This window comes from Geothrix sp. SG200, assembly GCF_022808935.1.
Classification (GTDB): domain Bacteria; phylum Acidobacteriota; class Holophagae; order Holophagales; family Holophagaceae; genus Geothrix; species Geothrix alkalitolerans.
Genome location: NZ_JAKZFR010000007.1, coordinates 61,893 through 83,699, shown reverse-complemented (window position 1 = coordinate 83,699; position 21,807 = coordinate 61,893). Strand labels below are relative to the sequence as shown.

At 69.7% G+C, this 21,807-nt stretch carries 17 protein-coding genes; 8 read left to right on the top strand and 9 right to left on the bottom strand.

Going from position 1 to position 21,807, the window contains the following annotated elements:
* Positions 1 to 12 precede the first annotated feature (12 nt).
* Genes ML539_RS13645 through mfd form a run of 4 tightly spaced genes read left to right on the top strand, consistent with a single transcriptional unit; the run spans position 13 to position 8,571 of the window.
* Positions 13 to 1,215: an efflux RND transporter periplasmic adaptor subunit gene (locus ML539_RS13645; protein WP_243324736.1), complete on the top strand. Its 1,203-nt coding sequence runs from the start codon at positions 13 to 15 to the stop codon at positions 1,213 to 1,215.
* Positions 1,216 to 1,218: 3 nt separating this feature from the next.
* Positions 1,219 to 4,419 (top strand): efflux RND transporter permease subunit, encoded by a 3,201-nt coding sequence (locus ML539_RS13640; protein ID WP_243324732.1) that lies wholly within the window; start codon positions 1,219 to 1,221, stop codon positions 4,417 to 4,419.
* The gene (locus ML539_RS13635; RefSeq protein WP_243324730.1) at positions 4,412 to 5,116 is read left to right on the top strand and encodes a nitroreductase family protein; all 705 of its coding nucleotides are present in this window, start codon (positions 4,412 to 4,414) and stop codon (positions 5,114 to 5,116) included. The genes ML539_RS13640 and ML539_RS13635 overlap by 8 nt, the downstream gene beginning before the upstream one ends.
* Positions 5,117 to 5,157: 41 nt before the next feature.
* Positions 5,158 to 8,571: a transcription-repair coupling factor gene (gene mfd, locus ML539_RS13630; protein WP_243324728.1), complete on the top strand. Its 3,414-nt coding sequence runs from the start codon at positions 5,158 to 5,160 to the stop codon at positions 8,569 to 8,571.
* 74 nt (positions 8,572 to 8,645) lie between these two features.
* Here mfd and ML539_RS13625 read toward each other — a convergent pair whose 3' ends face one another.
* The 4 genes from ML539_RS13625 to ML539_RS13610 all read right to left on the bottom strand — a co-directional run bounded on the left by ML539_RS13625 (position 8,646) and on the right by ML539_RS13610 (position 10,811).
* Entirely contained in the window at positions 8,646 to 9,359 is a 714-nt protein-coding gene (locus ML539_RS13625; protein WP_243324726.1) for an NAD(P)-binding domain-containing protein, read from the bottom strand.
* 82 nt (positions 9,360 to 9,441) lie between these two features.
* Positions 9,442 to 9,897: a DinB family protein gene (locus tag ML539_RS13620; protein ID WP_243324724.1), complete on the bottom strand. Its 456-nt coding sequence runs from the start codon at positions 9,895 to 9,897 to the stop codon at positions 9,442 to 9,444.
* Between the two features lie 127 nt (positions 9,898 to 10,024).
* The gene (locus ML539_RS13615) at positions 10,025 to 10,369 is read right to left on the bottom strand and encodes a metalloregulator ArsR/SmtB family transcription factor (protein WP_243324723.1); all 345 of its coding nucleotides are present in this window, start codon (positions 10,367 to 10,369) and stop codon (positions 10,025 to 10,027) included.
* Positions 10,356 to 10,811: an SRPBCC family protein gene (locus tag ML539_RS13610; RefSeq protein ID WP_243324721.1), complete on the bottom strand. Its 456-nt coding sequence runs from the start codon at positions 10,809 to 10,811 to the stop codon at positions 10,356 to 10,358. Before ML539_RS13610 ends, ML539_RS13615 begins: the two co-directional genes overlap by 14 nt.
* A 267-nt stretch (positions 10,812 to 11,078) precedes the next feature.
* Between ML539_RS13610 and ML539_RS13605 the strand changes: the two genes are divergently transcribed.
* The 3 genes from ML539_RS13605 (at position 11,079) to ML539_RS13595 (ending at position 13,575) form a co-directional block, all read left to right on the top strand.
* Positions 11,079 to 11,465 carry a hypothetical protein gene (locus ML539_RS13605; protein ID WP_243324719.1) on the top strand — a complete coding sequence of 129 codons (387 nt, stop codon included), beginning with the start codon at positions 11,079 to 11,081 and terminating at the stop codon, positions 11,463 to 11,465.
* On the top strand, positions 11,462 to 12,064 hold the full coding sequence (locus ML539_RS13600) for a TetR/AcrR family transcriptional regulator (RefSeq protein ID WP_243324718.1): 603 nt from the start codon (positions 11,462 to 11,464) through the stop codon (positions 12,062 to 12,064). Before ML539_RS13605 ends, ML539_RS13600 begins: the two co-directional genes overlap by 4 nt.
* A 104-nt stretch (positions 12,065 to 12,168) precedes the next feature.
* Positions 12,169 to 13,575 carry a hypothetical protein gene (locus ML539_RS13595; protein ID WP_243324716.1) on the top strand — a complete coding sequence of 469 codons (1,407 nt, stop codon included), beginning with the start codon at positions 12,169 to 12,171 and terminating at the stop codon, positions 13,573 to 13,575.
* On the opposite strand, the gene ML539_RS13590 is transcribed toward ML539_RS13595, so the two are convergent.
* Positions 13,560 to 15,014, bottom strand: coding sequence for an HAD-IG family 5'-nucleotidase (locus tag ML539_RS13590; RefSeq protein WP_243324714.1), 1,455 nt, complete (start codon positions 15,012 to 15,014; stop codon positions 13,560 to 13,562). The genes ML539_RS13595 and ML539_RS13590 overlap by 16 nt on opposite strands.
* Positions 15,015 to 15,085: 71 nt before the next feature.
* Between ML539_RS13590 and surE the strand changes: the two genes are divergently transcribed.
* The gene (surE, locus tag ML539_RS13585) at positions 15,086 to 15,892 is read left to right on the top strand and encodes a 5'/3'-nucleotidase SurE (protein WP_243324712.1); all 807 of its coding nucleotides are present in this window, start codon (positions 15,086 to 15,088) and stop codon (positions 15,890 to 15,892) included.
* Positions 15,893 to 15,921: 29 nt separating this feature from the next.
* Here surE and ML539_RS13580 read toward each other — a convergent pair whose 3' ends face one another.
* From ML539_RS13580 to ML539_RS13565, 4 genes are read right to left on the bottom strand one after another with little or no spacing between them, the layout of a single operon-like run.
* Positions 15,922 to 17,358 (bottom strand): hypothetical protein, encoded by a 1,437-nt coding sequence (locus ML539_RS13580; protein WP_243324708.1) that lies wholly within the window; start codon positions 17,356 to 17,358, stop codon positions 15,922 to 15,924.
* Positions 17,359 to 17,366: 8 nt separating this feature from the next.
* Positions 17,367 to 18,794: a hypothetical protein gene (locus tag ML539_RS13575; RefSeq protein ID WP_243324707.1), complete on the bottom strand. Its 1,428-nt coding sequence runs from the start codon at positions 18,792 to 18,794 to the stop codon at positions 17,367 to 17,369.
* 3 nt (positions 18,795 to 18,797) lie between these two features.
* Positions 18,798 to 20,237, bottom strand: a complete 1,440-nt coding sequence (locus tag ML539_RS13570; RefSeq protein ID WP_243324705.1) for a hypothetical protein — start codon at positions 20,235 to 20,237, stop codon at positions 18,798 to 18,800.
* A gap of 1 nt (position 20,238) precedes the next feature.
* A complete protein-coding gene (locus tag ML539_RS13565) occupies positions 20,239 to 21,711 on the bottom strand; it encodes a PDZ domain-containing protein (RefSeq protein WP_243324702.1) in 1,473 nt (490 codons plus the stop codon).
* Positions 21,712 to 21,807 lie beyond the last annotated feature (96 nt).

The window sequence follows — 21,807 nt, the reverse complement described above, 5'->3', positions numbered from 1 at the left end:
CTGGAGTCGACCATGAACCGCAAAACCCTGATCATCACCACCGGACTCGCGGCCGCCATCATCGCCGGGGCCGCCACCTTCCACCGCGGCAAGCGCAACGCCGAGCTGGACCACCAGGCCGCCGTGAAGGCCGAAGGCTCCGTGGCCGTCACCCTGGTGCCGGTCCAGGAACGCAGCTTCCGGCCCGCCGTGGCCTTCACGGGCACGCTGCTGGCCGTGAACCGCGCCGAGCTGAAGGCCGAAGTGACCGGTCGCGTGACCCGCGTACTGGTGCAGGAAGGCGACAGCGTCGCGGCCGGGGCCCTCCTGGGTGCCCAGGACGAGGACGACTACCAGCTGGGTGTCCAGGCCGCCGAGGCCCAGGCCGCGCAGGCCAGGGCCCAGGCCCTCCAGACCCAGCGCGACAACGATCGCTCCGTGGCCCTGCTCGAGAAGCGCAGCATCACCCGCCAGGCGGCGCAGCAGGCGGAGACCGCCTACCACGCCGCCCAGGCCGCCGCCCAGGCCGCGGACAGCAACCTTGGCCTGGCCCGCCTGCGCCTCAAGAAGGCCCGCCTTGTGGCGCCCTTCGCGGGGCAGGTGGCGCGCAGGGCCGTGCAGCCCGGCGAGATGCTCAGCCCCGGCCAGACGGCCTTCGAGGTCGTGGACAACCGCAAGCTGGAGATCCGGGCGGACCTGCCCGCCGAGGCCATGGCCCAGGTGAAGGTGGGCCAGCGGACCACCTTCCGCAGCATCGGCGTGGACCGCCTCGTGGAGGGCCGCGTGACCCAGGTGAGTCCGAGCCTCTCCCAGGACGGCCGCACCCTGCGCGTCCGGATCGAAGTGCCCAACGTGGACGGCACGCTGAAGGGCGGCCTCTTCGTGGAGGGGGTCATCCTCGGCGAGGGCGCGACCAAAGCCCCGGCCCTTCCGGCCACGCTGGTGAAGGCACAGGACCGCGATGCGGAAGTCTTCGTGGCGGAGCAGGACGTGGCGCGGCGCCACAAGGTGGTGCTGGGGCCCGAGCAGGACGGCTACCGTCCCATCGTCAGTGGCGTGGTACTCGGCGCCCAGGTGGTCGACAGCGGCAAGGACCTGGTGTCCGAAGGCAGCCGCCTGCGCGTGATCAGCGGCGCCGCCCCGGGCAGCCCGAATGGCGGCTCCACGCCGAGCAACGCCCATGGCGGCTCCGCGCCAAGCAACGCCAATGGCGGCTCTGCCGCGGGAGGGAAGTGAGCCATGTTCCTGTCCGACCTCTCCATCCGCCGGCCCGTCTTCACGGTCTGCATCATGCTGGCACTGGTGGTGCTGGGCCTCTTCTCCGTGAAGACCCTGGGCATCGACCAGTACCCCAACACCGACATCCCCACCGTCACCGTCTCCGTCGTCTACCCCGGCGCCAGCCCTGAGTCCGTCAAGCAGGACGTGGTGCGCAAGATCGAGGAGGCCGTCAACCCCATCGAGAAGATCAAGGAGATCAGCTCCACCAGCCAGGAGGGGCTGGGCACGCTGGTGATCCAGTTCCACCTGGGGCGCAACGTGGACAACGCTCTCAATGACGTGCGCACCAAGATCGGCCAGATCCGCCGCGACCTGCCGAGCAACATCGAGGAGCCGGTCATCTCCAAGTTCGACCCGGCGCAGCTGCCCGTGCTCTCTCTCGTGGTGAAGCCGGACGCGAAGCATCCGGGCATGGATGACCGGGAGCTGACCCGCATCGCCGAGGACTTCCTCAAGCGCCGCATCGAGAACATCCCCGGCGTCGGCAAGGTGGACGCGGTGGGCGGCAGCACCCGCGAGATCCTCATCCAGGTGGATCCCCAGAAGCTGGAGTCCCAGGGGCTCTCTCTCCAGGCCGTGAAGAACGCCCTGGGTGGGGACACCATGGCCATCCCCAGCGGCAACCTGCTCCAGGGCAACCGCGAAATGTCCGTGAAGGTGGACGCCAAGGCCAAGTCCGTGGCGGATTTCGACCACGTGATCGTGGGCAACAAGGAAGGCCGGCCGATCGAATTGAGGGAAGTGGCCACGGTGGTGGACGGCATCAAGGAGAAGCGCAGCCTGGCCCGTCTGGACGGCAAGGACGTGGTGGCCCTGGAGATCCAGCGGCAGACCGGCGGCAACACCGTGGCCATGGTCACGGCGGTGGAAAAAGCCCTGCACGAGCTGAAGCCCGAGCTAGCCCAGCAGGGCGTCGAGGTGGCCACGGCCAAGGACAACGCCCGCTTCATCATCGACAACGTAGACGATGTGAACACCTCCATCTATGTCGGCGGCGCGCTCACGGTGCTCATCGTGTTCTTCTTCCTGAAGAGCTGGCGGTCCACGCTCATCACCAGCCTCACCCTGCCGGTGTCCGTGGTCTCCACCTTCATCATCATGCGGGCCATGGACTTCACGCTGAACACCATGACCCTCATGGGACTCAGCCTCGCCATCGGCATCCTCATCGACGACGCCATCGTGGTCCGCGAGAACATCACGCGGCACGCGGAGATGGGAAAGGACCACGTGACCGCCGCCCGCGAGGGCACGGCGGAGATCGGCCCCGCCGTCATCGCCACGACCATGTCCATCCTCGCGGTGTTCGTGCCCGTGGCCTTCATGGGCGGCATCGTGGGCAAGTTCTTCTTCCCGTTCGGCATCGTCGTGGCCTTCGCCGTGGCCGTGTCGCTGTTCGTCAGCTTCACGCTGGACCCCATGCTCAGCGCCGTCTGGCCGGATCCCGAGCACGAGAAGAGCTCTGACGGACACGTCCACTACCAGGGCCGGAACCCCGTCATGCGGGCCGTGGAAGCCTTCAGCCGCATGCTGGACCGGTGGGAAGTGGTCTACAAGGGGGCCATCGAGTGGGCCCTGGAGCACCGCAAGACTGTGATGGCCCTGGGCGGCGGCAGCTTCGTGCTGGCCATGATGCTCGCGGGGCTCCTGGGCAACAACTTCATGCCCGACTACGACCGCGGCGACCTCCAGGCCACCTTCAAGGCCGAGCCCGGCTCCAGCCTCGCGGCCACCCGCGAGAAGGCCCTGGCCCTGGAGAAGTCCATCCGGTCCGTCCCCGGCGTGGCCTTCGCCTACACCACCATCGGTACGGGCCTCAACGGCACCGTGGACGCCGGCAGCATCTACATCAAGCTCAAGGAGGGCAGGCGCCCGAACCAGGTCGTCATCCGCCGGCAGATCCGGGAAGCCTTCCGCACGGTGCCCGGCGTGGACGCCGCCGTGGGCGCGGTCAATGACTGGGGCACCACCTTCCCCATCATGGTCGCCGTGCAGGCGCCGGACCGGGACGCGGTCATCCAGGCCGTGCCCCTCGTGAAGGAGGCCCTGCGCAGCGTGCCCGGCGCCGTGGACGTCACCACCAGCCTGGACAGCGGCAAGCCCGAGCTGCGCCTCGTGGTGGACCGCAAGGCCGCCTCGGACCTGGGCGTGAGCCCGGCCCTGGTGTCCCAGCTCGTGCGTCCCCTGGTGGATGGCGAGAAGGTGGCCAAGTACGAGGACGAGAGGGGCGAGCAGCGCGATGTTCGCGTGCGCCTCGCCGACCAGGAGCGCCGCTTCTCGGCGCAGCTGGCCAACATGACCGTGCAGAGCACCAAGGACCTCGGCGGCGGCAAGCACCCGCTGGTGCGCCTCAACCAGGTGGTGCGCTTCGAGGAGGGCATCGCCCCCGCCAAGCTCCAGCGGCACGACCTCATGGAGGAGGTGGAGGTGGACGCCAACTTCGAGGGCGCCACCCTGGGCGAGGTCAGCGCCGGCGCCGCCCAGAAAGTGGCCGAGCTGAAGGCCAGCGGCAAGCTGCCCGAGGGCGTCCGGGTGGAGTTCCTGGGCCAGACCCGCGACCAGAAGGAGACGGCGGGCTACATGGGTTCCGCCCTGCTGCTGGCCGTGTTCTTCATCTACTTCGTGCTCGCCAGCCAGTTCGAGAGCTTCAAGCTGCCCATCGCCATCATGGCCAGCCTGCCGCTCTCCATGGTGGGCATGGTGATGATGCTGCTGGTGACGGGCGACTCCATGTCCATGATGACGAGCATCGGCATGATCCTTCTCATGGGCCTGGTGACGAAGAACGCCATCCTCCTGGTGGACCACGCCCTGCACCTGGAGCGCGAGGAGGGGATCCCCCGCCGCCAGGCCATCGTCCGCGCGGGCATGGTGCGGCTGCGGCCCATCCTCATGACCAGCTTCGCGATGGTCGGCGGCATGGCCCCCCTCTTCTTCGCGCTGGGCGCCGGGGCCGAGATGCGCGCCCCCATGGCCCGCGCCGTGGTGGGCGGCCTCATCACCTCGACCATGCTCACCCTCATCGTGGTGCCCGTGTTCTTCGAGATCCTCGAGGACTTCAGCCTGGCCAAGCTCTGGGCCCGGATCCGCCGCGGTCTCGGCCGCGAGGTGGCGGAACCCCAGCCCGTCCGTCCCCTGGCGGAGGCGCCGGATGCCTGAGCCCCTCTTTTTCTCCGCGGTGGAGTCCCGGCGCACGGTCCGTGACTTCCTTCCGGATCCCGTGCCCCAGGAGGTACTGGACCGCTGCCTCGATGCCGCCCGGCTCGCGCCCAGCTCCAGCAACCTCCAGCCGTGGGAGTTCGTGGTCATCCGGGATCCCAAGGTCCGGCAGGCGGCCAACGCGGCCTGCCTGGACCAGATGCCCGCCAAGACCGCGCCGCTGCTCATTGCCCTGGTCACCCGCCGGGATACCTGGCGCCGGAACCGGGACGAGATCCTGCGGGTGTTCGAATCGCGCGGCCCCCTGCGCCCGAGCCAGGCGGCCTACTACCGGAAGATCATCCCGACCATCTACACCACCGGTCCCCTGGGCATCCTGGGGCCGGTGAAGCGCTTGGCGAGCCGGGCCATCTCGTTGTTCAAGCCCACCCCGAACCTCATGGCGCGGGAGGACCTCCGGATCATGGCCCACAAGAGCACGGCCCTGGCCGCGGCCACCTTCATGCTGGCCCTGCGGGCCGAGGGTTACGACAGCTGTCCCATGGAGGGCTTCGATCCCTGGCGGGTCAAGGCGCTGCTGGGCCTGCCCCGCGGCGCGGAAGTGAACATGTTCCTGGCCGTGGGCAAGCGCAGCGAGAAGGGCGTGTGGTGGGACCGGGTGCTCATGCCGCGGGAATGGGCGGTCCGCGAAATCTGAACTCGTCTCCGGGGCCGGGTTGAGGCACTCTGGAGGGTGCCATGACTGCTGCCGGCGCTGATCTGAGGGACCTGCTCCGCCTGGCCGAGGCTCCCGCGGAGGCCCTTGCGGTCTCGGGGGCCCGGCTGCGCTGGGCGTCGCCGCCGGCCCTGGCCCTGGTGCTGGCGGCCTGGATCTCCAAGGGTGGGCGGGTCCAGTCCCTGTGGGTGGACGCCCCCAGCGAAGCCGAGGCCCGCACCCTGGCCCAGGACCTGCAGGCCCTGCTGCCCGAGGCGGGTGTGGCCCATTTCCCAGGCTTCGCGGCCTATGTCGGCGGCGAGAGCAGCCCGCCGGGCATGGTGCTGCGGGACCGGCTCTCCACCCTGGTGGGCCTGCTGGAGCGCCGGGTGCAGGTACTGGTCACGGGGCCCCTCACGGCCAGCGAGCGCCTGCCCCATCCCACCTGGTTCCAGAAGCAGAAGCTGGAACTGAGGATCGGCGCCGAGGTGCCCCGGGACCTGCTGCTCGAGACCCTGGTGGCCCTGGGCTACCGCCGCACGGAGATGGCCGGCGCGCCGGGCGAGTTCAGCTCCCGCGGCATGGTGGTGGACCTCTGGCCGGACCACCTGGACCAGCCCCTGCGCCTGGAGACCTTCGGCGACGAGCTGGAGCGCCTCTCGCCCTTCGATCCCGACACCCAGCGCCGCACGGGCGAGTCGCTGGAATCGCTCACCCTCTATCCGCGCTTCGAGGGCGAGCGCGGTGACGGACAGGTCCTGCTGGCCGCCGTGGCCTCCCGGGCGGACCGCACCGCCGAACCCGAGGACGACCTGGCCTTCCGCAGGGCGCGGCTGGCCACCCACGGCCACTTCCCCGGCGAGGAGCTGTTCCACCCCCTGCTGGCCCAGCCCAAGGGGCAGCTGGTGCACTGGGTGCCACCCTGCCTGCGGGTGCGCCTCGATCCTGCCTGGGAGGAGGCCCTGCGCGAAGCCGAGCGCGCCCGCATCGAGGAGGGCCTGGCCACCCTGCGCCGCGGTGGCGTGGTGTGTCCCGATTTCGAGGACCGCTTCCTCCCTTCGGACCCAAGCCGAATCTCACTCCTCCTCACCGAGTGGCAAAGCGAGGCCACGGTGCCCGTCACGGTCCAGCCCCTGCGGGAATTCCAGGGGCGCCTGCCGGACCTGGCGGAGCAGGCACAGGAGCTGGCGCTCACGGGCTTCCGGGTGGTGCTGGCGGGCAGCACGCCCGGCATGCGGGACCGCTTCGCGGAGTTCCTGCGGGACTACGACCTGCCCCAGGCCTACGGCACCGAGACGGGCTGCCGGGCCCTTCGCCTGAACCTCAGCGCTGGCGTGCTCATCAAGGAGTGCCGCCTCGCCCTCTTCACGGAGCGGGAAGTCTTCGGTCGCAAGGCCATCCAGGCGGCGCCGAAGAAATCCCGCAGCGCGGCCTTCCTCTCGGACCTTCGGGACCTCAAGCCCGGCGACCGCGTGGTGCACCTGGACCACGGCATCGGCGAGTTCCTGGGCTTCGCCACGCTCACCGTGGGCGGCGAGGAGCAGGAGGTGCTCCAGCTCCGCTACGCCGACGGCGGCCAGCTCAACGTCAGCCTGGAGCGGGCGGACCTCGTGCAGCGCTACACCGGCGCCGAGGGCCACCTGCCACCCCTGGACAAGCTGGGCGGCGCCTCCTGGGCCAAGGTCAAGCGCAGGGCCAAGAAGGCCATCCGCGACATGGCCGACGAGCTGCTCAAGCTCTACGCCCAGAGAAAACTTGAGAAGGGCCACGCCTACCCGCCGGACGGGCCGGATATGGCGGCCTTCGACGCCAGCTTCCCCTTCACGCCCACGCCGGACCAGATCGAGGCCATCGAGGCCGTGAAGGCGGACCTGGAGTCGCCGCGACCGATGGATCGCCTGCTGGTGGGCGACGTGGGCTTCGGCAAGACGGAAGTCGCCATGCGCGCCGCCGCCAAGGTGGCCCTGGAAGGCCGCCAGGTGGCCGTGCTCTGCCCCACCACCGTGCTCTGCTTCCAGCACTTCAGGACGTTCCGGGAAAGGTTCTCGGGCTTCCCCATCCGCATCGAGATGCTCAACCGCTTCGTCGATCCGGCGGAGCAGAAGCGCATCCTCCAGGAGGTGGCCGACGGCAAGGTGGAGATCGTCATCGGCACGCACCAGCTGCTGGGCGCCCGGGTGACGTTCGCGGACCTGGGCCTGGTGGTGGTGGACGAGGAGCAGCGCTTCGGCGTGGGCCACAAGGAGAAGCTGAAGAAGCTGCGCCTCAACGTGGACCAGCTGGCGCTCTCCGCCACGCCCATCCCGCGCACGCTCCACATGAGCCTCACGGGCCTGCGCGAAATCAGCCTCATCGAGACGCCGCCGAAGGACCGCCTGGCCATCGAGACCGTGGTGGCGCCCTGGAGCGACGAGCTGGTGCAGACGGCCGTCCAGTTCGAGCTGCGCCGCGGCGGGCAGGTCTACCTGGTGCACAATCGCGTGGAGTCCATCATCAGCATCGCCGAGCGTGTGCGGGAGCTGGTGCCCGACGCCCGCGTGGCGGTGGGCCACGGCCAGATGAGCGACGAGGGCCTGGAGCAGGTGATGCTCGGCTTCATGGAAGGCCGCATCGACGTTCTGGTGGCCACCACCATCGTGGAGAACGGCCTGGACGTGCCCAACGCCAACACGCTCATCGTCCACCGGGCGGACGCTTTCGGGCTGAGCCAGCTCTACCAGCTGCGGGGCCGCGTGGGCCGCAGCGACGTGCCAGCCTACGCCTACCTGATGATCCCGCCCAAGCACGAGATCAGCGAGGACGCCCGCAAGCGCCTCCAGGCGCTCGAGGACTTCTCGGAGCTGGGCTCCGGCTTCCGCGTCGCCGCCATGGACCTGGAGCTGCGCGGCGCGGGCAACCTGCTGGGCGGCGAGCAGAGCGGCCACATCCACGACATCGGCTTCGAGCTCTACGTGAAGCTTCTGGAGGAGACGCTCCAGGAGCTGCAGGGCCAGCCCAGCACCGCCTTCGAAGTGAAGGTGGACGGCCTGGCGCCGGGCGCCCAGCTCAGCCGCCGCTGGATCGACCAGGCCGCCGAACGGCTGGTGGCGTACAAGCGCATCTCCCGGCTGCGCGAGGAGAAGGACCTGGACCTCTACCGGCTCGATCTGGAGGACCGCTTCGGCCGCGTGCCCGAGGACGACCCCGACACCCAGCGCTTCTTCGAGGTGCTCAAGGTGAAGCTGCGGGCCCAGCACCTCGCCGTCAGCGAAGTCACGGTCCAGTCCGGCCGGCTCAAGCTGCGCCTCAGCCCCCAGACGCCGGTGGATGCCGCCCAGCTCATGGCCTGGGTGCGCGCCCGGAAGGACGCCCAGCTCAACCCCGACGGCGCCGTGCTGCTGCCCATGCCGCCCGGCGAAGGCGGCCCCGTGATCCAGGCCCAGCGCGTGCTGGCGGAGTGGGCGAAGATGGCGGAGTGAGGCCCGACGACGCCAGAAGCATCAACCGTTGACGCTTCTGGCTGTCGCCGTGATCGCCATTCGCTTCGGTCGGGTTATCCTTCGCGGCCTCGCAAGGATCGCCTGATGCGAGCCTCTTGCTCGGCGCGGTATTGGGCGGTCCGGCTCTGGTCGGCCCCGGCGAGTGCACGCCGGAGGGAGGCGGCGTCGAGATCGTGGCAGTAGGCCGGCGTTCCGGGCTGCTGTCGCCAGGACTCGCGCAGAGTGCCACCATCGACCGGGTCGAACCCGAGATCGTCGACGAGGCCGAGCACGGTCGCCTTGGCTTCAGCAGAATCGCCACAGACCGACAGGGCCCTCCGCCCCCTTGTCCCCTTCGGTGCCCCTAGTTCGGCAAGGCTCCCGGCGAAGATGTTGTTGAATGCCTTGATCACGGGATGGCCGATCTGCTGCGCGACCCACTGGCTGTCGGTCAGCCCCTGGTCTATTGCGTGGATGCGGCCATCGCGGAGTTCGGGATGGTAGTTGCCGATATCGATGACGACAACGCTGCTCGAGAGACTTGAAAACAACCCAGGTGGAAGATTGGGGACCGCCTTCGTTGGAATCGCAAGGATGATGATGTCTCCGGCATGTGCGACCTCAGCTACGGGAGCGGGGGTCGCGCCGATGGTGGCCGCGAACGCCATCAGGCTCTCGGGACCTCTCGAGTTCGCGATCAAGACGTGATGACCGAGTTCGGCAAGGTGGCGGGTAAGGACCCCTCCCATGCTCCCAGCACCGATGATTCCGATTGTGGAACGCGTCATGTCTTCTTTCCTCGTGTCGATGAAAGGGCGGGGTGGCCCGCACCGGCGGGGACGACTCCACGCCGATATCGGGGACCTCCGGCTAGACCTTGGCGGTCTCGGGAGCCTTCATCGCGCCAGGCATCCCCATGAGCTTCCGGGCGGTGCCAATCTGGCCCAGGTGGTAGGCCTCCTCCATGAGGAAAGTGCCCACGATCTGCTCCAGGGGGAGGGCAACCTGCATGGCGGGATGAGTCCGCGGCTCGCGCCAGTCGACGACGCCGTCGAAGGCCTCCGCAAGGGCCGCCTGCGTCTCGTCCATCGCGGCATCGAGCTGCGCCAGGGACCGGGGCCCGGTCGCCGCCGGCCGGTCGCCGGACTCGAGCAGGGTTTCCAGGAGCCAGCGCCGGTTCTCCACGAGGTGGGTGAGGATCCACGTGATGCTGTTCAGGTGGGGCGCCGGCGGCTGGTCCGCCTGATCCTGGGTGACGTCGGCCAGGTTCCTTGCCATCAGGACCTGACGGTTGAGGGAGAAGAGCGTGGTCCAGGGCTGGGACATGGGTCCTCCTTGAGAAGGGCGCCGGTGGCGCGGGTTGGTCGTGCGGGGCAGACGGGGATCCGCCCGCCTGGAAGCAGGAGATGGAGGCATCGGGGACGGGTGTCTGTTCCCGGAGGCCGGACGGGTATCAGGTTTCGACGAAGGCCTTGAGCCGCCCCAGGGCGACGTCCCACTCCCTGGACAGGCGCTCCAGGTACTGGTGGGCATCCTCGAGGCGCTTGGGCTCGAAGGTCCAGATGCGCTCCCGTCCCCGGCGGCTGCTCTTGACGAGCCCCGCTTCGGCCAGCACGTCGAGGTGCTTGGTGATGGCCTGCCGGGAGACGTCGAACTGGCCGCTCAGGCGCGTGACCGTGAGCGGTCCACCGGAGCAGAGGCTCACGAGCAGGCCCAACCGCGTGGCATCCCCCAGGGCGGCGAAGAGCGGGGCCGCATCCTTCAGCCGCGTGGGAGAGAGAGCCTCAGCTCGTGACATGGCGTTCGATCCGGGTGATCTGGCCGGTCCAGCCCGCGTCGTTCATGCGGAAGGCCTCGTCGCGCCGGTCCGGAGGCAGGCTGTCGAAGCCGGATTCCACCACCTTGAGCAGGGTGCCGCCCTCGGCCGCTTCGAGGTGGAACTCCACGAGGGTCATGGGCTCGACGGAGTAGTCCCGCTTCATGTCCATGGGATAGGGGTGCCAGCGGTAGGAGAAGAGGCGCTCCGCTTCCATGCGCTCGATCCTCATCTCCAGGTGGATGTGCGAGTAGTCGGGGTGGGTGATCCGTCCGAAGACCGGCTGGCCGGGCACGAAGCGCCCCTCCAGCTTCATCCCGAACCAGGTGCCGAACTCCTCGGCGTCCGACAGCGCCTTCCAGACCCGTGTCCGGGGCGCGCGGAGATGGATCTCCTTCCTGATGCAGTCGGTGCTCGATGTCATTACGTGTAACCTCCTGGTTGCATGTTAAGCGGACCGGGGGATGACGCAACCCATTGGTTGCTTTTTTTGAAAGAATGCGGCTGAGCCCCCACCGATCCTTGCGTGATCCATGCCATGGGTGCCTGCTAAACGGTGCATGATATTGGATTAAACCAGCATTGATGGCGGCATGATTTTTTTGCGCTTGCCTGGTTGACGAGGCGTGGCGGCGGCCTATCGTGTCTCTGGACTGACCGGTCTAGTGCCTGAAAAAAACAAGGAGGAGGTATGAAGATCGCCAAGAATGCGGTCCCGACTGCGCTGCAGGTTCCGGGGGTCACCATGCGCCAGCAGCGGGATTTCGGGGACACGAACGGCTATGGGAAGTTCAGCGGAGAGTACTTCAGCCTGGCGGCGGGTGTGGATACCACGCCGCTGTTCAAGGGCCTGGACGGCGATCTGTGCCAGTGCCCGCACTGGGGGTTCGTGCTGAAAGGCCGGATCACCACCACGGACGCGGCGGGGCGCCAGGAGACTGTGGCCGCCGACGACCTGTTCTACTGGCCACCCGGGCACAATGTGCGGGTGGACGCCGATGCGGACCTCATCATGTTCAGCCCTCAGCATGAACACACCTGCGTCATCGACCACCTGATCGAGAAGACGAGGGGATGACGCGTTCGACGAAGCAGCACCTGATCGAGGCCGGGCTCCGCATGCTGCTGGAGCGAGGCTACAACGGCCTGGGCATCGAAGCCCTGCTCTCGGCCACGGAGATCCCCAAGGGCTCCTTCTACCACCACTTCAAGGACAAGGAGGACTTCGCCCTCCAGGTGGTGGACGCCTACATGGCCCAGGTCCACGCGGGTCTGGACGCCTGTCTTCAGGACCGGACGCGGCCGCCTCTCGACCGGGTGCGAGCCTTCTTCGAGCTCACTCAGCAAGCCTACCGGGAGCAGGGCTACATGGGCTGCCTGCTGGGCGGCCTCGGCCAGGAGCTGTCGGGCGTGAGCGAGGCCTTCCGGGCCAAGATCGAGGCCTGCTTCGCCGCCATCGCGGCACGCATGGCCGCCTGCCTCGACGAGGCCCTGCAGAGGCATGAGCTTCCCGAGGGATGCGATGTGCGGCAGCTGGCGGACCGCCTGGTGGACTGCTGGGAGGGCGCGGCCCTGCGCAGCCGCCTGCGGCGGGACCCGGCCTCCCTCGCCGCGATGCTGGATTTCTACCTGAACGCCGTGGCCGGCGGTGGGGCGGGGGCGCCCGCGGGCTTGTGAACCCCGGAGCCGGATCGATGGCCGGTCCGGTGCCACCGTTCGCCGATCCGGGCCCGTGGCCAGGACGATCAGGCCTACCTTGGAGGCGTCCCGTCGGGGGTTCCATGTCGTCCTTTCTCATGTCCGAAGCCGCCGCCCTGGTCCGAACGGTGCAGGCCATCACGGCGTTCATCCTGGCCCTGTTGCTCGGGGTGGTCACCCTGCGCGCCGCCGAGCCGGAACCCCGCATCGTCTCCTTGAAGGGCTTCGAGGCCGTCGAGGTGAAAAGCCAGGGCTTCACCCTTCCGCGCCCCATGAAGGTCCATGTGTACGCCAAGGGCGGAGGTCTCCGTCGCCTGGTCCACGCCCGGCCTGAAGAGCCCCTCTTCGCCTACGGCTGGATCCTCAACGCCACCACCCGCGAAGTGGTGTGGCAGATGGACGGTGCGAACACGAAGCGGGACTGGGATTACCGCGTGGCGGACCAGTATCTGGACCTGCCCGCGGGCAGCTACGAGGCCTACTTCGCCAACCACGGCTTCGGCCAGAGCTTCCTCATGGCCCAGTGGACCCGCAACATCGACCGGCGCAGCCTGGCCTCAGAGCAGGCCGAGCGCCCCCGGGGCTTCCTGGCGGCCTTCGGGGCGGACCGCACCAGCCTCCTCCGCCACTGGAAGGAGCAGGTGGTGAACTACGGGATGGAGATCTACCTTCCTGGCGGCCAGGCCTCCGAGGTGCCCATTTTCGAGACGCCGCTGCGCTGGAGGAACGTGCTCGTGTCCCTGTCCGCCGCCGCGGACGGCGGGCAGTGGGCCCAGGCCTTCCACCTCCGGAAGCCCATGTCGGTCCATGTCTACGCCGAAGGCGAGGGGAGCGGGCGGCGCATGAACGACACTGGCTGGATCGTGGATGCCCGCACCCGGGCCCGGGTCTGGGAGATGACCATGGAGAAGAGCGCCTTCGCCGGCGGCGCGAGGAAGAACCGCCGCCAGGTGGAGACGATCCAGCTGCCCGCCGGAGACTACGAGGCCATCTTCGTCACGGACGACTCCCACTCGCCGGCGGACTGGAATGCCGCGCCCCCCTGCGATCCTGGGATGTACGGCCTGACCATCTCGGTCCCTTCGGAGGCGAACCTGGCGGCGGCCTCGCTGGAGAAGCCGCTGGCCTGGGCTGTGCTGGCGGAAGCGGTGCGCGTGGGGAACGACCAGGACCGCAGCACGCCCTTCTCCCTCACGCATGCGCAATCGGTGCGGATCTACGCCATCGCCGAGGGCAGCGGGGACGGCATGGACGACGAGGCCTGGATCGAGGACGCCGCGGGGAAGCGGGTGTGGACCATGGAACTTGACCGCACCCAGCCCGCGGGCGGCGCCTCGAAGAACCGTCAGGCCGACGAGGTGGTCAGCCTGCCCAAGGGAACCTACACCCTGCGGTTCCGCACGGACGACAGCCATGCCTATGGCCACTGGAACAGCAGCCCGCCCTGGGATCCGGAGCACTACGGCATCACAGTCTACTCAGGTCCTTGATCCAGGGGATCATGGGGCAGGCTCCCCCGGGGCGAGCGGAAGTAGGCGAAGGGCGTGGCGTGGAGGAAGTTCGACACGCGGCTGGTGTAGATGTCGGCGTAGCGCTCGATCTGGCGGGTGAGGTGGCTCTTGTCGTTGCCGGCCCGGGTGAGCAGGCCCCAGCGCGGATTGACCAGCTCGGTGCCGGCCTTGGCCAGGGGCCCGATCTCCGCGTCCAGGGCCACCAGCTGGCCCCGCAGGTCCTGGAGCCGGGCCTCCAGCGCGGCGGCGTCGGCGGCGAGCGGAGGGCCGTAGCCCGCGTGGAGGCGCTGGAGGGCGAGGCGCGTCTGGGAGAGCCGGGCCTCCATGGCCTCCTTCTCATGCATCATCGCCATGAGCTTCAGCTCCATCTCCCGGAAGGCCTCCAGGGCCTCCACCTCGCGCTCCAGCTCCCGCAGCACCAGGGCCGTGCGCCAGCTGAGGGTGCGCTTGCTCACATGCACGTCGCCGAACATGTGGTCGCCCACGTAGAGGATCTCGTCGCCGGCGATGCCCAGGTCCCGCTCCACCTGGGAGGCGCTGCCGCCGAGGTAGAGGCCGCCGGGCCGCAGGGGGCCCAGGAGGGGGCGCAGCAGACCGGACTCGTCCACCACCTCGAAGAAGGGGCCACGCTCCGTGAAGAAGGCGGGCTTGCGGGCGGCCACGATCACCAGGTCGAAGAGCTCCCGCCAGGTCATGCCCTCCGGCAGGTGGCGGTCGTAGGCGTGGGCCATCATCTTCGCGCTGAAGCTCCACTCGGAGTTGGTGATGAGCATCAGCTTCTTGCCCGCGGCCTTCTGGTCCAGCAGGGCGAGGGCGGCCTCGGGGTCTTGCACCACGTAGCGCTCGGGCGCGGCGGCGATCTCGGCCTTCAGGTGGCCCTCCAGGTGCTGGGCGTCCACCCGGGAGCGCACGTGCCGGTAGAGGCTGGCGTATTCGAAAGGGCGGGGCAGGGCGCCCTGGTCCATCAGGTCCACGGCCTGGGCGTAGAGGCATCCCTCCGAGAGCGAGAACAGCGTGTTGAGGAAGACCCAGCGGGGATCCGAGAGATCCACCAGCGTGCCCGTGTAGGCGTCCCGCTGCTCGCCGAACTCCAGCATGCGCGTGCCGTGCATGGCCCGCTTCACGAAGCCGAAGCGGTTGGCCTTCACCAGGTTGCCCAGCTCGGTGTCCACGATGAGGCCGCGCGTGACCATGCGCGGGTCGAAGGCGAGGGCCTCCGCGGGCCAGCCCTCGGAGGCCAGCCGGTCCACTGCCTGGTCGTAGACCATCTGCTCGAAGGCCGCCACCCGGTAGTCCACCAGGGTGTAGTCCATGTCGTAGCCGATGGCCCGCACGGAGCGCAGGTTCAGCGTCCGGTTGCAGAAGATGCCGCGGCCGCGGGGAAGATCGGAGGGCGCGGAGGAAGCGGATTCGGCCATGGGGCAGGATACCAAGGGCGGGTGGTGGACGCAGGCCTCTCCAGGCTCCAGTCTGGACGTGGAGCCCGCGCATGACCCACCGCCCGCTGTTCTTCCTCACCAACGACGACGGCATCGGGTCTCCGGGCCTCCGGGCGGCGGTCCGGGCCGTGCGCGACCTGGGCGAGGTGCTGGTGGTGGCGCCGGCCACGCAGCAGACGGCCATGGGTCGCAGCTTCACGGGCCGGCCCGAGGCGGCGCTGGAGGCGGTGCCCTTCGAGGTGGACGGCGCGGCGGTCCGGGCCTACGCCTGCGAGGGATCGCCCGCCTCGGTGGTGCGTCATGGCCTCCACCTCCTGTGCCGGGACCGCCGCCCTGATCTGCTGGTCTCCGGCATCAACTACGGCGAGAACGTGGGCATCAGCATCGGCGCCTCGGGCACGGTGGGAGCGGCCATGGAGGCCGCCGCCCGCGGCATTCCGGCCCTGGCGGCATCCCAGCAGATGCACCCTGACCACTTCATGCGCCACGTGTCCCGCGACTGGGGCGCCGCGGAGCACTTCCTGCGCCTGTTCGCCCGGAAGCTCGTGGGCGCTCGGCTGCCGAAGGACGTGGACCTGCTGAAGCTGGACGTGCCGGAGGGCGCCACGCCGGAGACGCCCTGGCGGCTAAGCCGGCTGTCGCGGCAGCGCTACTTCGAGCTCGCCTTCGAGGATCCGAGCCTCCACAGCCGCCTGAAGGACGGACGCATCACGGTGCAGGTGGACCATGACGCCCTGGAGCCGGATTCCGATGTCCACGCCCTCGTCCGCGAGCGCGTGGTGGCCCTGACGCCCCTGAGCCTGGACGCCACCTCCCGCGCCGATTTCGCGGATATCCACCGGGCCCTGGAGGGCTGAACCACCGGGCCCTGGAGGGCTGGGCCGGCTCAGCGCCTCGCGGTGGCGAGGGCCTGCTTGGCATTGGCGAGGATGGCCGAGACGATGGCCTTCCGCTGCTCGAGGAGGTCCAGGAGGTCGGGGGAGGCGCCCGTGGCCATCCGGCCATCCTCTTCGCCGAGGTCGCGGCGCTCGGCGGGCAGGAGGAAGAACCGGCGGCCACCGTCCTGCCGTACGGCCTGGAGTCCCTCCGAGGCTTGGCGGTTCGCGGCTTCCCGCTCCTGGGAATCCCCGGCCTGCCGCAGCTTCCGGTTTTCCAGGTCTATCCGGAGGAGGGTCTTCTCCAGCCGGGCGATGAAGTCCTCGGCGGCGCCGACGGTCTGGTTCTGGAGGTAGGCTCCCAGCCCCTTCACCTTCCAGTCCACCAAGGCATCGTTGAGGGCCTGGGCGAGGGTCGCCTGGGCCGTGCCCCCGGTAACGGTGCCGAGCAGGAACCCGAGAGCGTCCGGCGCCCAGGGCTCGAGGTCCAGCCGGGCAAGACGCCCGGTGGCAGGATCCCAACCGGCCTCGCGGATGCGCGCGGCCTGGCCGCCAAGGGGGAAGACAGTCCCCGCGGCCTGGGATGTCCTGGGGAGGTCGTGGGTGCTCTCGGGCCCGTCAGCCAGGGCCCCCGGTGTCTGCGCGGCCGGCCAGAACTCAAGCTGGGTGGAGGCGCCGGGGCGGGAGGGGCCCACCGCATCCCAGGACCGGCCGGCCCACGCGATCCGCAAGGGCTGATAGGCGGGCTGGGCCCGGCGGAGGGCGAGGAGGCGGGCGGAGGCCTGCTTCAACCAGGGGCCGGCCTCCACGGGGAGGGGGCCCTCCGGGTTGAACGTGGCGGGCAGGTCGGCCGGCGTGCCGGCGCGGGCCTTGGCCCAGGTGCCGCTTGGAAAGCGCTTCACGAGGAACACGCGGCTGGGCACGTAGGCAGGAAACCAGAAGGTGTCCCGGTTCGACAGCCGGTACTGGAACAGGAAGACGCCGAGGCTCAGGTCCGGCTGGTCCGGGTTGAACTGGGCGGGCAGCTCCATGAAGTCGCCCGCGTTCCACGCGTGGACCCGGTCCATGCCCGGCTCCTCGCGGATGGCGGTGATCCGCGCCACGTCCGTGCCGCTACCTGGAGCGGAGACGATCTCCACCTCCAGCCCGTGGTCGTAGGGGCCGAGGCCCGCGGGGCCCTCCACGCGCAGGGCCCGCCAGCGCAGGCGGCCCTGCGCGTCGAAGCGGGTCGGGTGGATGGCGAAGCGGCCCAGGTAGGTGGTGAGCACGGCCCCGGTGAACGGCGCGCCCGGAAGTTGTGGCCCCCAGGCTTCGGGCAGGGGCGTCTCGCGGAGCTCCTCCGGCTTCGTCAGGGGCGGGTAGAGCGGTACGGGCTTCTTCCAGCCCGCGCCGAGGGGCAGGGCGGCGCAGGCCACGGCCATTGCAAGGAGGGTGGATCGCAGGTTCATGTCGGACCTCAAAGGGGAGGAACCACAGAGCCCAGGCCCTTGGGCCGGGCCTGGACGGGGATCAGGTCCTCGGGCTTCACGCCGAGGCGGGCGGCAATCTGGGTGCGGCTGGTCTGGAGTTCCTTCACCACGGCTTCGAGGCGCCCCTGCAGGGCCCTCTGCTTCTGGAGCAGGAGGGCGGTGTCGCCCTGGCGCTCGAGGATGGCGCCCCAGCCGTCAATCTCGGCGGCCAGGTCCACGCTGGTGCCCACCAGGGTCTTGCCCACCTGCCAGTGGAGGCTGACGGGCTCCAGCTTCGAGGTGACGTTCTGGGCGTTGGAGGCGATGAAGTCCACGTCCTTCATCAGGTTCCGCTTGGCCTGGGCCCAGTCGAGGGCCTGGCCCGCGGCGTCGTAGCGGTCCACGAGGCCGCCCGCGAACTCGGAGAAGTCGTTGACGTTCGACAGCGACTCCACCATGCGGGGCCAGAGCTTCGGATTGGCCTGGAGCCGCTTGAGCCCGGCGGCGGTCCCCTTCGGCAGGAGCACGTCGGTGAACAGGCTGGTGCCGCGCTCCATGCAGGCCTGGGTGGCCTGCTCGATGCGCCAGCCCCAGTAGTCCATCTCCCGCTGGATGGCACGGCCCTCGGTGCCGAGGCTCTGGCCCTCCCGCTTCAGCCGCGCCAGCTGCGCCTCCAGCTCGTAGAAGCGCTGGCCCAGCAGGCGGAGGTCCTGATTCTCCGCCATCATCGCCTTCAGCCGGGCCTGCGCCGCCTCCCGGCGCTTGAGCAATTCGTCGGGCGCCATGGGCTCGGTGCGCTTCGTGCCGTCGGCGTTCCGCAGGATGCTGGGTGTGAGGGTCCGGCTTCCGCGGAGGTCCACCACTGGCACGGGATCGCTCAGGGCCGCGGCCAGTCCGCCGCCGGCCTGGGCCCCGCCCGAGTCCCATCCGCTCGAGAGGGAAGCGCGGAGATCCTCCATGCTGGCCTGGTTCCGGGCCGCCCGCTCCTGGCGCTGGCGCGCCACCAGGCTGCTCATCCGTGAGGAGTAGGCGCTGGCCCAGGCCTGGAGCTCCGCCTGCTCCCGCCGCAGGGTCTCCTGCTTTTCGGCCTCGATGCGCGCCAGCTCCGCGGGGCTCGGCCCGGAAGGCCCTGTGGGCGCCAGGGCCTGGGCCAGCAGGCTGCCGAAGATCCCGCCCAGGAGTGAAGCGGCCTGCTGGTTGGCCGTGGGCTGGCGGTGCACGGTCTTGGGCCGTGGGGCGGGCGGCCGGACCTTGAAGGTGGTGCCCACCTTGCTGCGGTCCACCTTCCCGCCGCTGAGGGCTTCCAGCTGGCTGAGGGCGTCCGAGCCCTGGCCGGTGGACGGCTTGGGATCCGGCTTCTCCCAATGCAGGCCCGCCTGGGCCGAGAGGACCAGGGGGAAGGCGGATGCGGCGAGGAGGACGGTGAGGGTCCGCACGGGTCACTTCCGGAGGCTGGCGAGCGCCTGCTTGGCGTTGCCGAGGACGGCCATGAGGATGGCCTTGCGCTGGTCGAGGAGGTCGGCGAGACGCTCGCTCTCGGCGGACGGAGCCGGCGTCGCAGGGGCGGGCCGTCCTTCTTTGGCGGCCAGTTCGGCCTGGGCCTTCCATTCGGCGGTGGCCCGCGTGGCCGCATCCAGGCGGGTGCGGATGCCTTTGACCTCCAGGTCCAGGGCGAGCATGCCCTTCTCGATCCGCACGACCAGGGCCCCGGCCGACTTCAGATCCAGGGCCTCGAGCTCTCCGGGAAAGGTGAGGGTCTTCCACTCCAGGAGCGTGTCATTCGCGGTCTGCTCCAGGGATTCCCACAAGGGAAGCTGGGGCTGGGAGCCCAGCTCGGAGGCGAGGGTGCGACCGGCGAGGAGCGCGGGGACATTGGCCTTCCAGGGCTCGAGGGCCAGCCGGGTCAGGCGGCCGGTGGCGGGTTCCAGGGAGAGGGCCTGAAGGCGGTACCACACGCCGCTGACGCGGAGGGACTGCCCGGCGCCGAATCCTCCCGGCGGTTCGGGGTAAACCTCAACGAGGCCGTCCTCGAAGGCTCCGGTGCCCGGATCGGTCTTCCAGAATTCCAGAGCGCCGGGCTGGCCAGCCTGCTTGTCGTTGGCCGGTTGCGTGGGGAGGCGGACGATCCAGACCTTCCGGCCATCCAGGACCCCGGGGAGCGGGGCGTGGGTCGCCGTCTGCGACCGGAGCTTGAGGAGTTCCCGCCAGGGCTCGGGGGAGGCCAGCGCCTTCTGGGCCTCCAGGTTGGGCGGCGCGTTCACGAGGTCGGCGTCATCGGGAGCGGGAAGTGTGGTGACGCGGCGGTTCTGGATGGTGTACGTGCGCTCGCTGGGACCGAAGAGCAGCGGAAGCTTGATGGTCTGCACCACGATCGCCGGACTCTGGGTGATGTGGTAGACGAGGGCCGCCACGTCCCACTGGAAGGTTGATTGATCCACGTGCTTGATGCGGGTCAGGGCGTACTTGGACTGGTCCAGGCCGGCCTCATCCGCGGCCGATCCCTTCTCGGCGGGCGTGAACGAGAAGTAGTCCCGGTACCAACTCCAGTGGAGGGCGTTGTTGTCCGCCGGCCGTTTCATGGCCGGGCTGAACATGAGGCTCCGCTCCAGGCCGGAGCGGTAGGGCCCCCATCCGGCGGGGCCGTCGATGCGGTAGACCCGCGCCTGGGGCTTGTGGGTCCCGGGGTCGAAGGCCAGGGAGGTCGCCAGCAGCTTCCCCAGGGAGGTGGTCAGGACCAGACCGTAGGCGGGGCTGCCGGGCGCCTTCTTGGCGAGGACGGGCGAGGCGGGTTCCCAGATGGCGGCGGGCGAAGGCGCGGTTTGTGCGCTCAGCAGGGAGGCCAGGGCCGCGCATGCGAAGGAGGTGCGGACCGGGCTCATGTCATCTCCGGAGGCTGGCGAGGGACTGCTTGGCGTTGCCGAGGATGGCCATGAGGATGGCCTTGCGCTGGTCGAGAAGGTCGGCGAGGCGCTCGCTCTCGGCGGATGGGGGCAGGGCGGCAGGCGCCGGGCGCCCCTGCCTGCCCGTCAGCTCCGCCTGCGCCTTGCGCTCGGCCTCGGCCCGGGCCGCGGCGTCCAGGCGGGTCCGGATGCCCTTCACGTCGAGGTCCAGGGTGAGCAGGCCCTTCTCGAGGCTCACCACCAGCTCTTCTGCCGAGGCGAGGGACTGGCTGGCCAGCACACCCGGAAGGGTGCGGGTCTTCCACGCCACAAGGTCCTCATTGGCGAGTTGCTCCAGGGCCTCGCGGAGGGCGGGATCCGGTCTGGGCCCGAGGTCCTGGGCCAGGGTCGCGCCGGCGATCAGACTCGGAATGTCCGGCGTCCAGGGCTGGAGCCGGAGCCTGGCCAGACCGCCATCCGGCGGTTCCAGGGCCACCTCCTGGATGCGGAACCAGCGGGTGCGCAGGCGCAGGAGCCGGTTCGGCCGAAGCCCGTCCGCGGGCTCGGCCCACAAGGCCACGGGCTTTGTCTGCCGGGGCCCGGCGGCAGGATCCTCGCTCCAGAACTCGAGGAAAGTGGGACCAGCCCCGCTTCCGCCGGAGCCTCCCGTCTTGAAGAACTCGTCGAACGCCCGGCCCCGGCTTCTTCCCGCCGGGACCACGGAGACTGGCTTGGGGACGCCCTGGACGGCCCAGAGGGTCTCCCCCGCGCCCTCCACCTGGACCGCGCGGAACCGGGGGTGCTGCGAACGCAGACGGATGAGTTCCGACCAGGTGGTCTGGGCCCCGAAGAGGGAGGCGAGGGCCGGGACTCGCTCGACGGGCTCCTCGACCAGTCTCCCGTCCGCGGGGTCGGCGGCCTTCTCCTCCTTCACGAGGTGGATCTCGAAGTGCTTCTCCTTCTTCGAGCCCCATCCCTTGTGCTTGTAGGCCTGCACATCCACCAATGGCCGGTTGGTCAGGTACGAGACCAGGGCCTCCAGGCTTCCGTCGAAAACCCGCCCGTCTACCTTCATGATCTCCCAGTCGTCGTCCAGGCCCGCCCGCTCCGCGGCACCGCCTGGAACCACCTTCATGACCCGGAACCGCGGGTTGACCCAGACGAGCGTTCCATTGGGAAGCTGGGCCCGGCCCTGGGACCGGAATGCCAGCTCCGCGCCCAGGCGGTACGGGCCCATCCCCGCGGGGCCTGCAATACGGTACAAGCTGGCGGCGCCGTCCGGTTTCTCGGCGTCATACCTGAGATTGGTGGCGATGAACGCGCCTTCGGCCGTGGTGATGTGGAGCCCGTATCCAGGCTGACCGGGTGCCTTGGCGGCCAGGGTGGCCAGGGCGGGCCGCAGGGAAGTCCCGTCGGGAGCCGCCGGGGGCGCGGGCGCCTGGGCGAGACAGGCGACGAGGGCGGCGATCAGCATGGAGCCTCCGCTGGATATGGAACAGATCGGCGGGCTGGAGAGATGACTCAGGTTCCATCCCAGGCGTTGTGAACATGATCACAAGGCCCTCACCCA

Excerpts from the sequence above, each read along its gene's own strand:
- ML539_RS13645 (WP_243324736.1), top strand. The coding sequence starts at position 13 with ATGAACCGCAAAACCCTGATCATCACCACCGGACTCGCGGCCGCCATC.
- ML539_RS13640 (WP_243324732.1), top strand. The coding sequence starts at position 1,219 with ATGTTCCTGTCCGACCTCTCCATCCGCCGGCCCGTCTTCACGGTCTGC.
- ML539_RS13635 (WP_243324730.1), top strand. The coding sequence starts at position 4,412 with ATGCCTGAGCCCCTCTTTTTCTCCGCGGTGGAGTCCCGGCGCACGGTC.
- mfd (WP_243324728.1), top strand. The coding sequence starts at position 5,158 with ATGACTGCTGCCGGCGCTGATCTGAGGGACCTGCTCCGCCTGGCCGAG.
- ML539_RS13625 (WP_243324726.1), bottom strand. The coding sequence starts at position 9,359 with ATGACGCGTTCCACAATCGGAATCATCGGTGCTGGGAGCATGGGAGGG.
- ML539_RS13620 (WP_243324724.1), bottom strand. The coding sequence starts at position 9,897 with ATGTCCCAGCCCTGGACCACGCTCTTCTCCCTCAACCGTCAGGTCCTG.
- ML539_RS13615 (WP_243324723.1), bottom strand. The coding sequence starts at position 10,369 with ATGTCACGAGCTGAGGCTCTCTCTCCCACGCGGCTGAAGGATGCGGCC.
- ML539_RS13610 (WP_243324721.1), bottom strand. The coding sequence starts at position 10,811 with ATGACATCGAGCACCGACTGCATCAGGAAGGAGATCCATCTCCGCGCG.
- ML539_RS13605 (WP_243324719.1), top strand. The coding sequence starts at position 11,079 with ATGAAGATCGCCAAGAATGCGGTCCCGACTGCGCTGCAGGTTCCGGGG.
- ML539_RS13600 (WP_243324718.1), top strand. The coding sequence starts at position 11,462 with ATGACGCGTTCGACGAAGCAGCACCTGATCGAGGCCGGGCTCCGCATG.
- ML539_RS13595 (WP_243324716.1), top strand. The coding sequence starts at position 12,169 with ATGTCGTCCTTTCTCATGTCCGAAGCCGCCGCCCTGGTCCGAACGGTG.
- ML539_RS13590 (WP_243324714.1), bottom strand. The coding sequence starts at position 15,014 with ATGGCCGAATCCGCTTCCTCCGCGCCCTCCGATCTTCCCCGCGGCCGC.
- surE (WP_243324712.1), top strand. The coding sequence starts at position 15,086 with ATGACCCACCGCCCGCTGTTCTTCCTCACCAACGACGACGGCATCGGG.
- ML539_RS13580 (WP_243324708.1), bottom strand. The coding sequence starts at position 17,358 with ATGAACCTGCGATCCACCCTCCTTGCAATGGCCGTGGCCTGCGCCGCC.
- ML539_RS13570 (WP_243324705.1), bottom strand. The coding sequence starts at position 20,237 with ATGAGCCCGGTCCGCACCTCCTTCGCATGCGCGGCCCTGGCCTCCCTG.
- ML539_RS13565 (WP_243324702.1), bottom strand. The coding sequence starts at position 21,711 with ATGCTGATCGCCGCCCTCGTCGCCTGTCTCGCCCAGGCGCCCGCGCCC.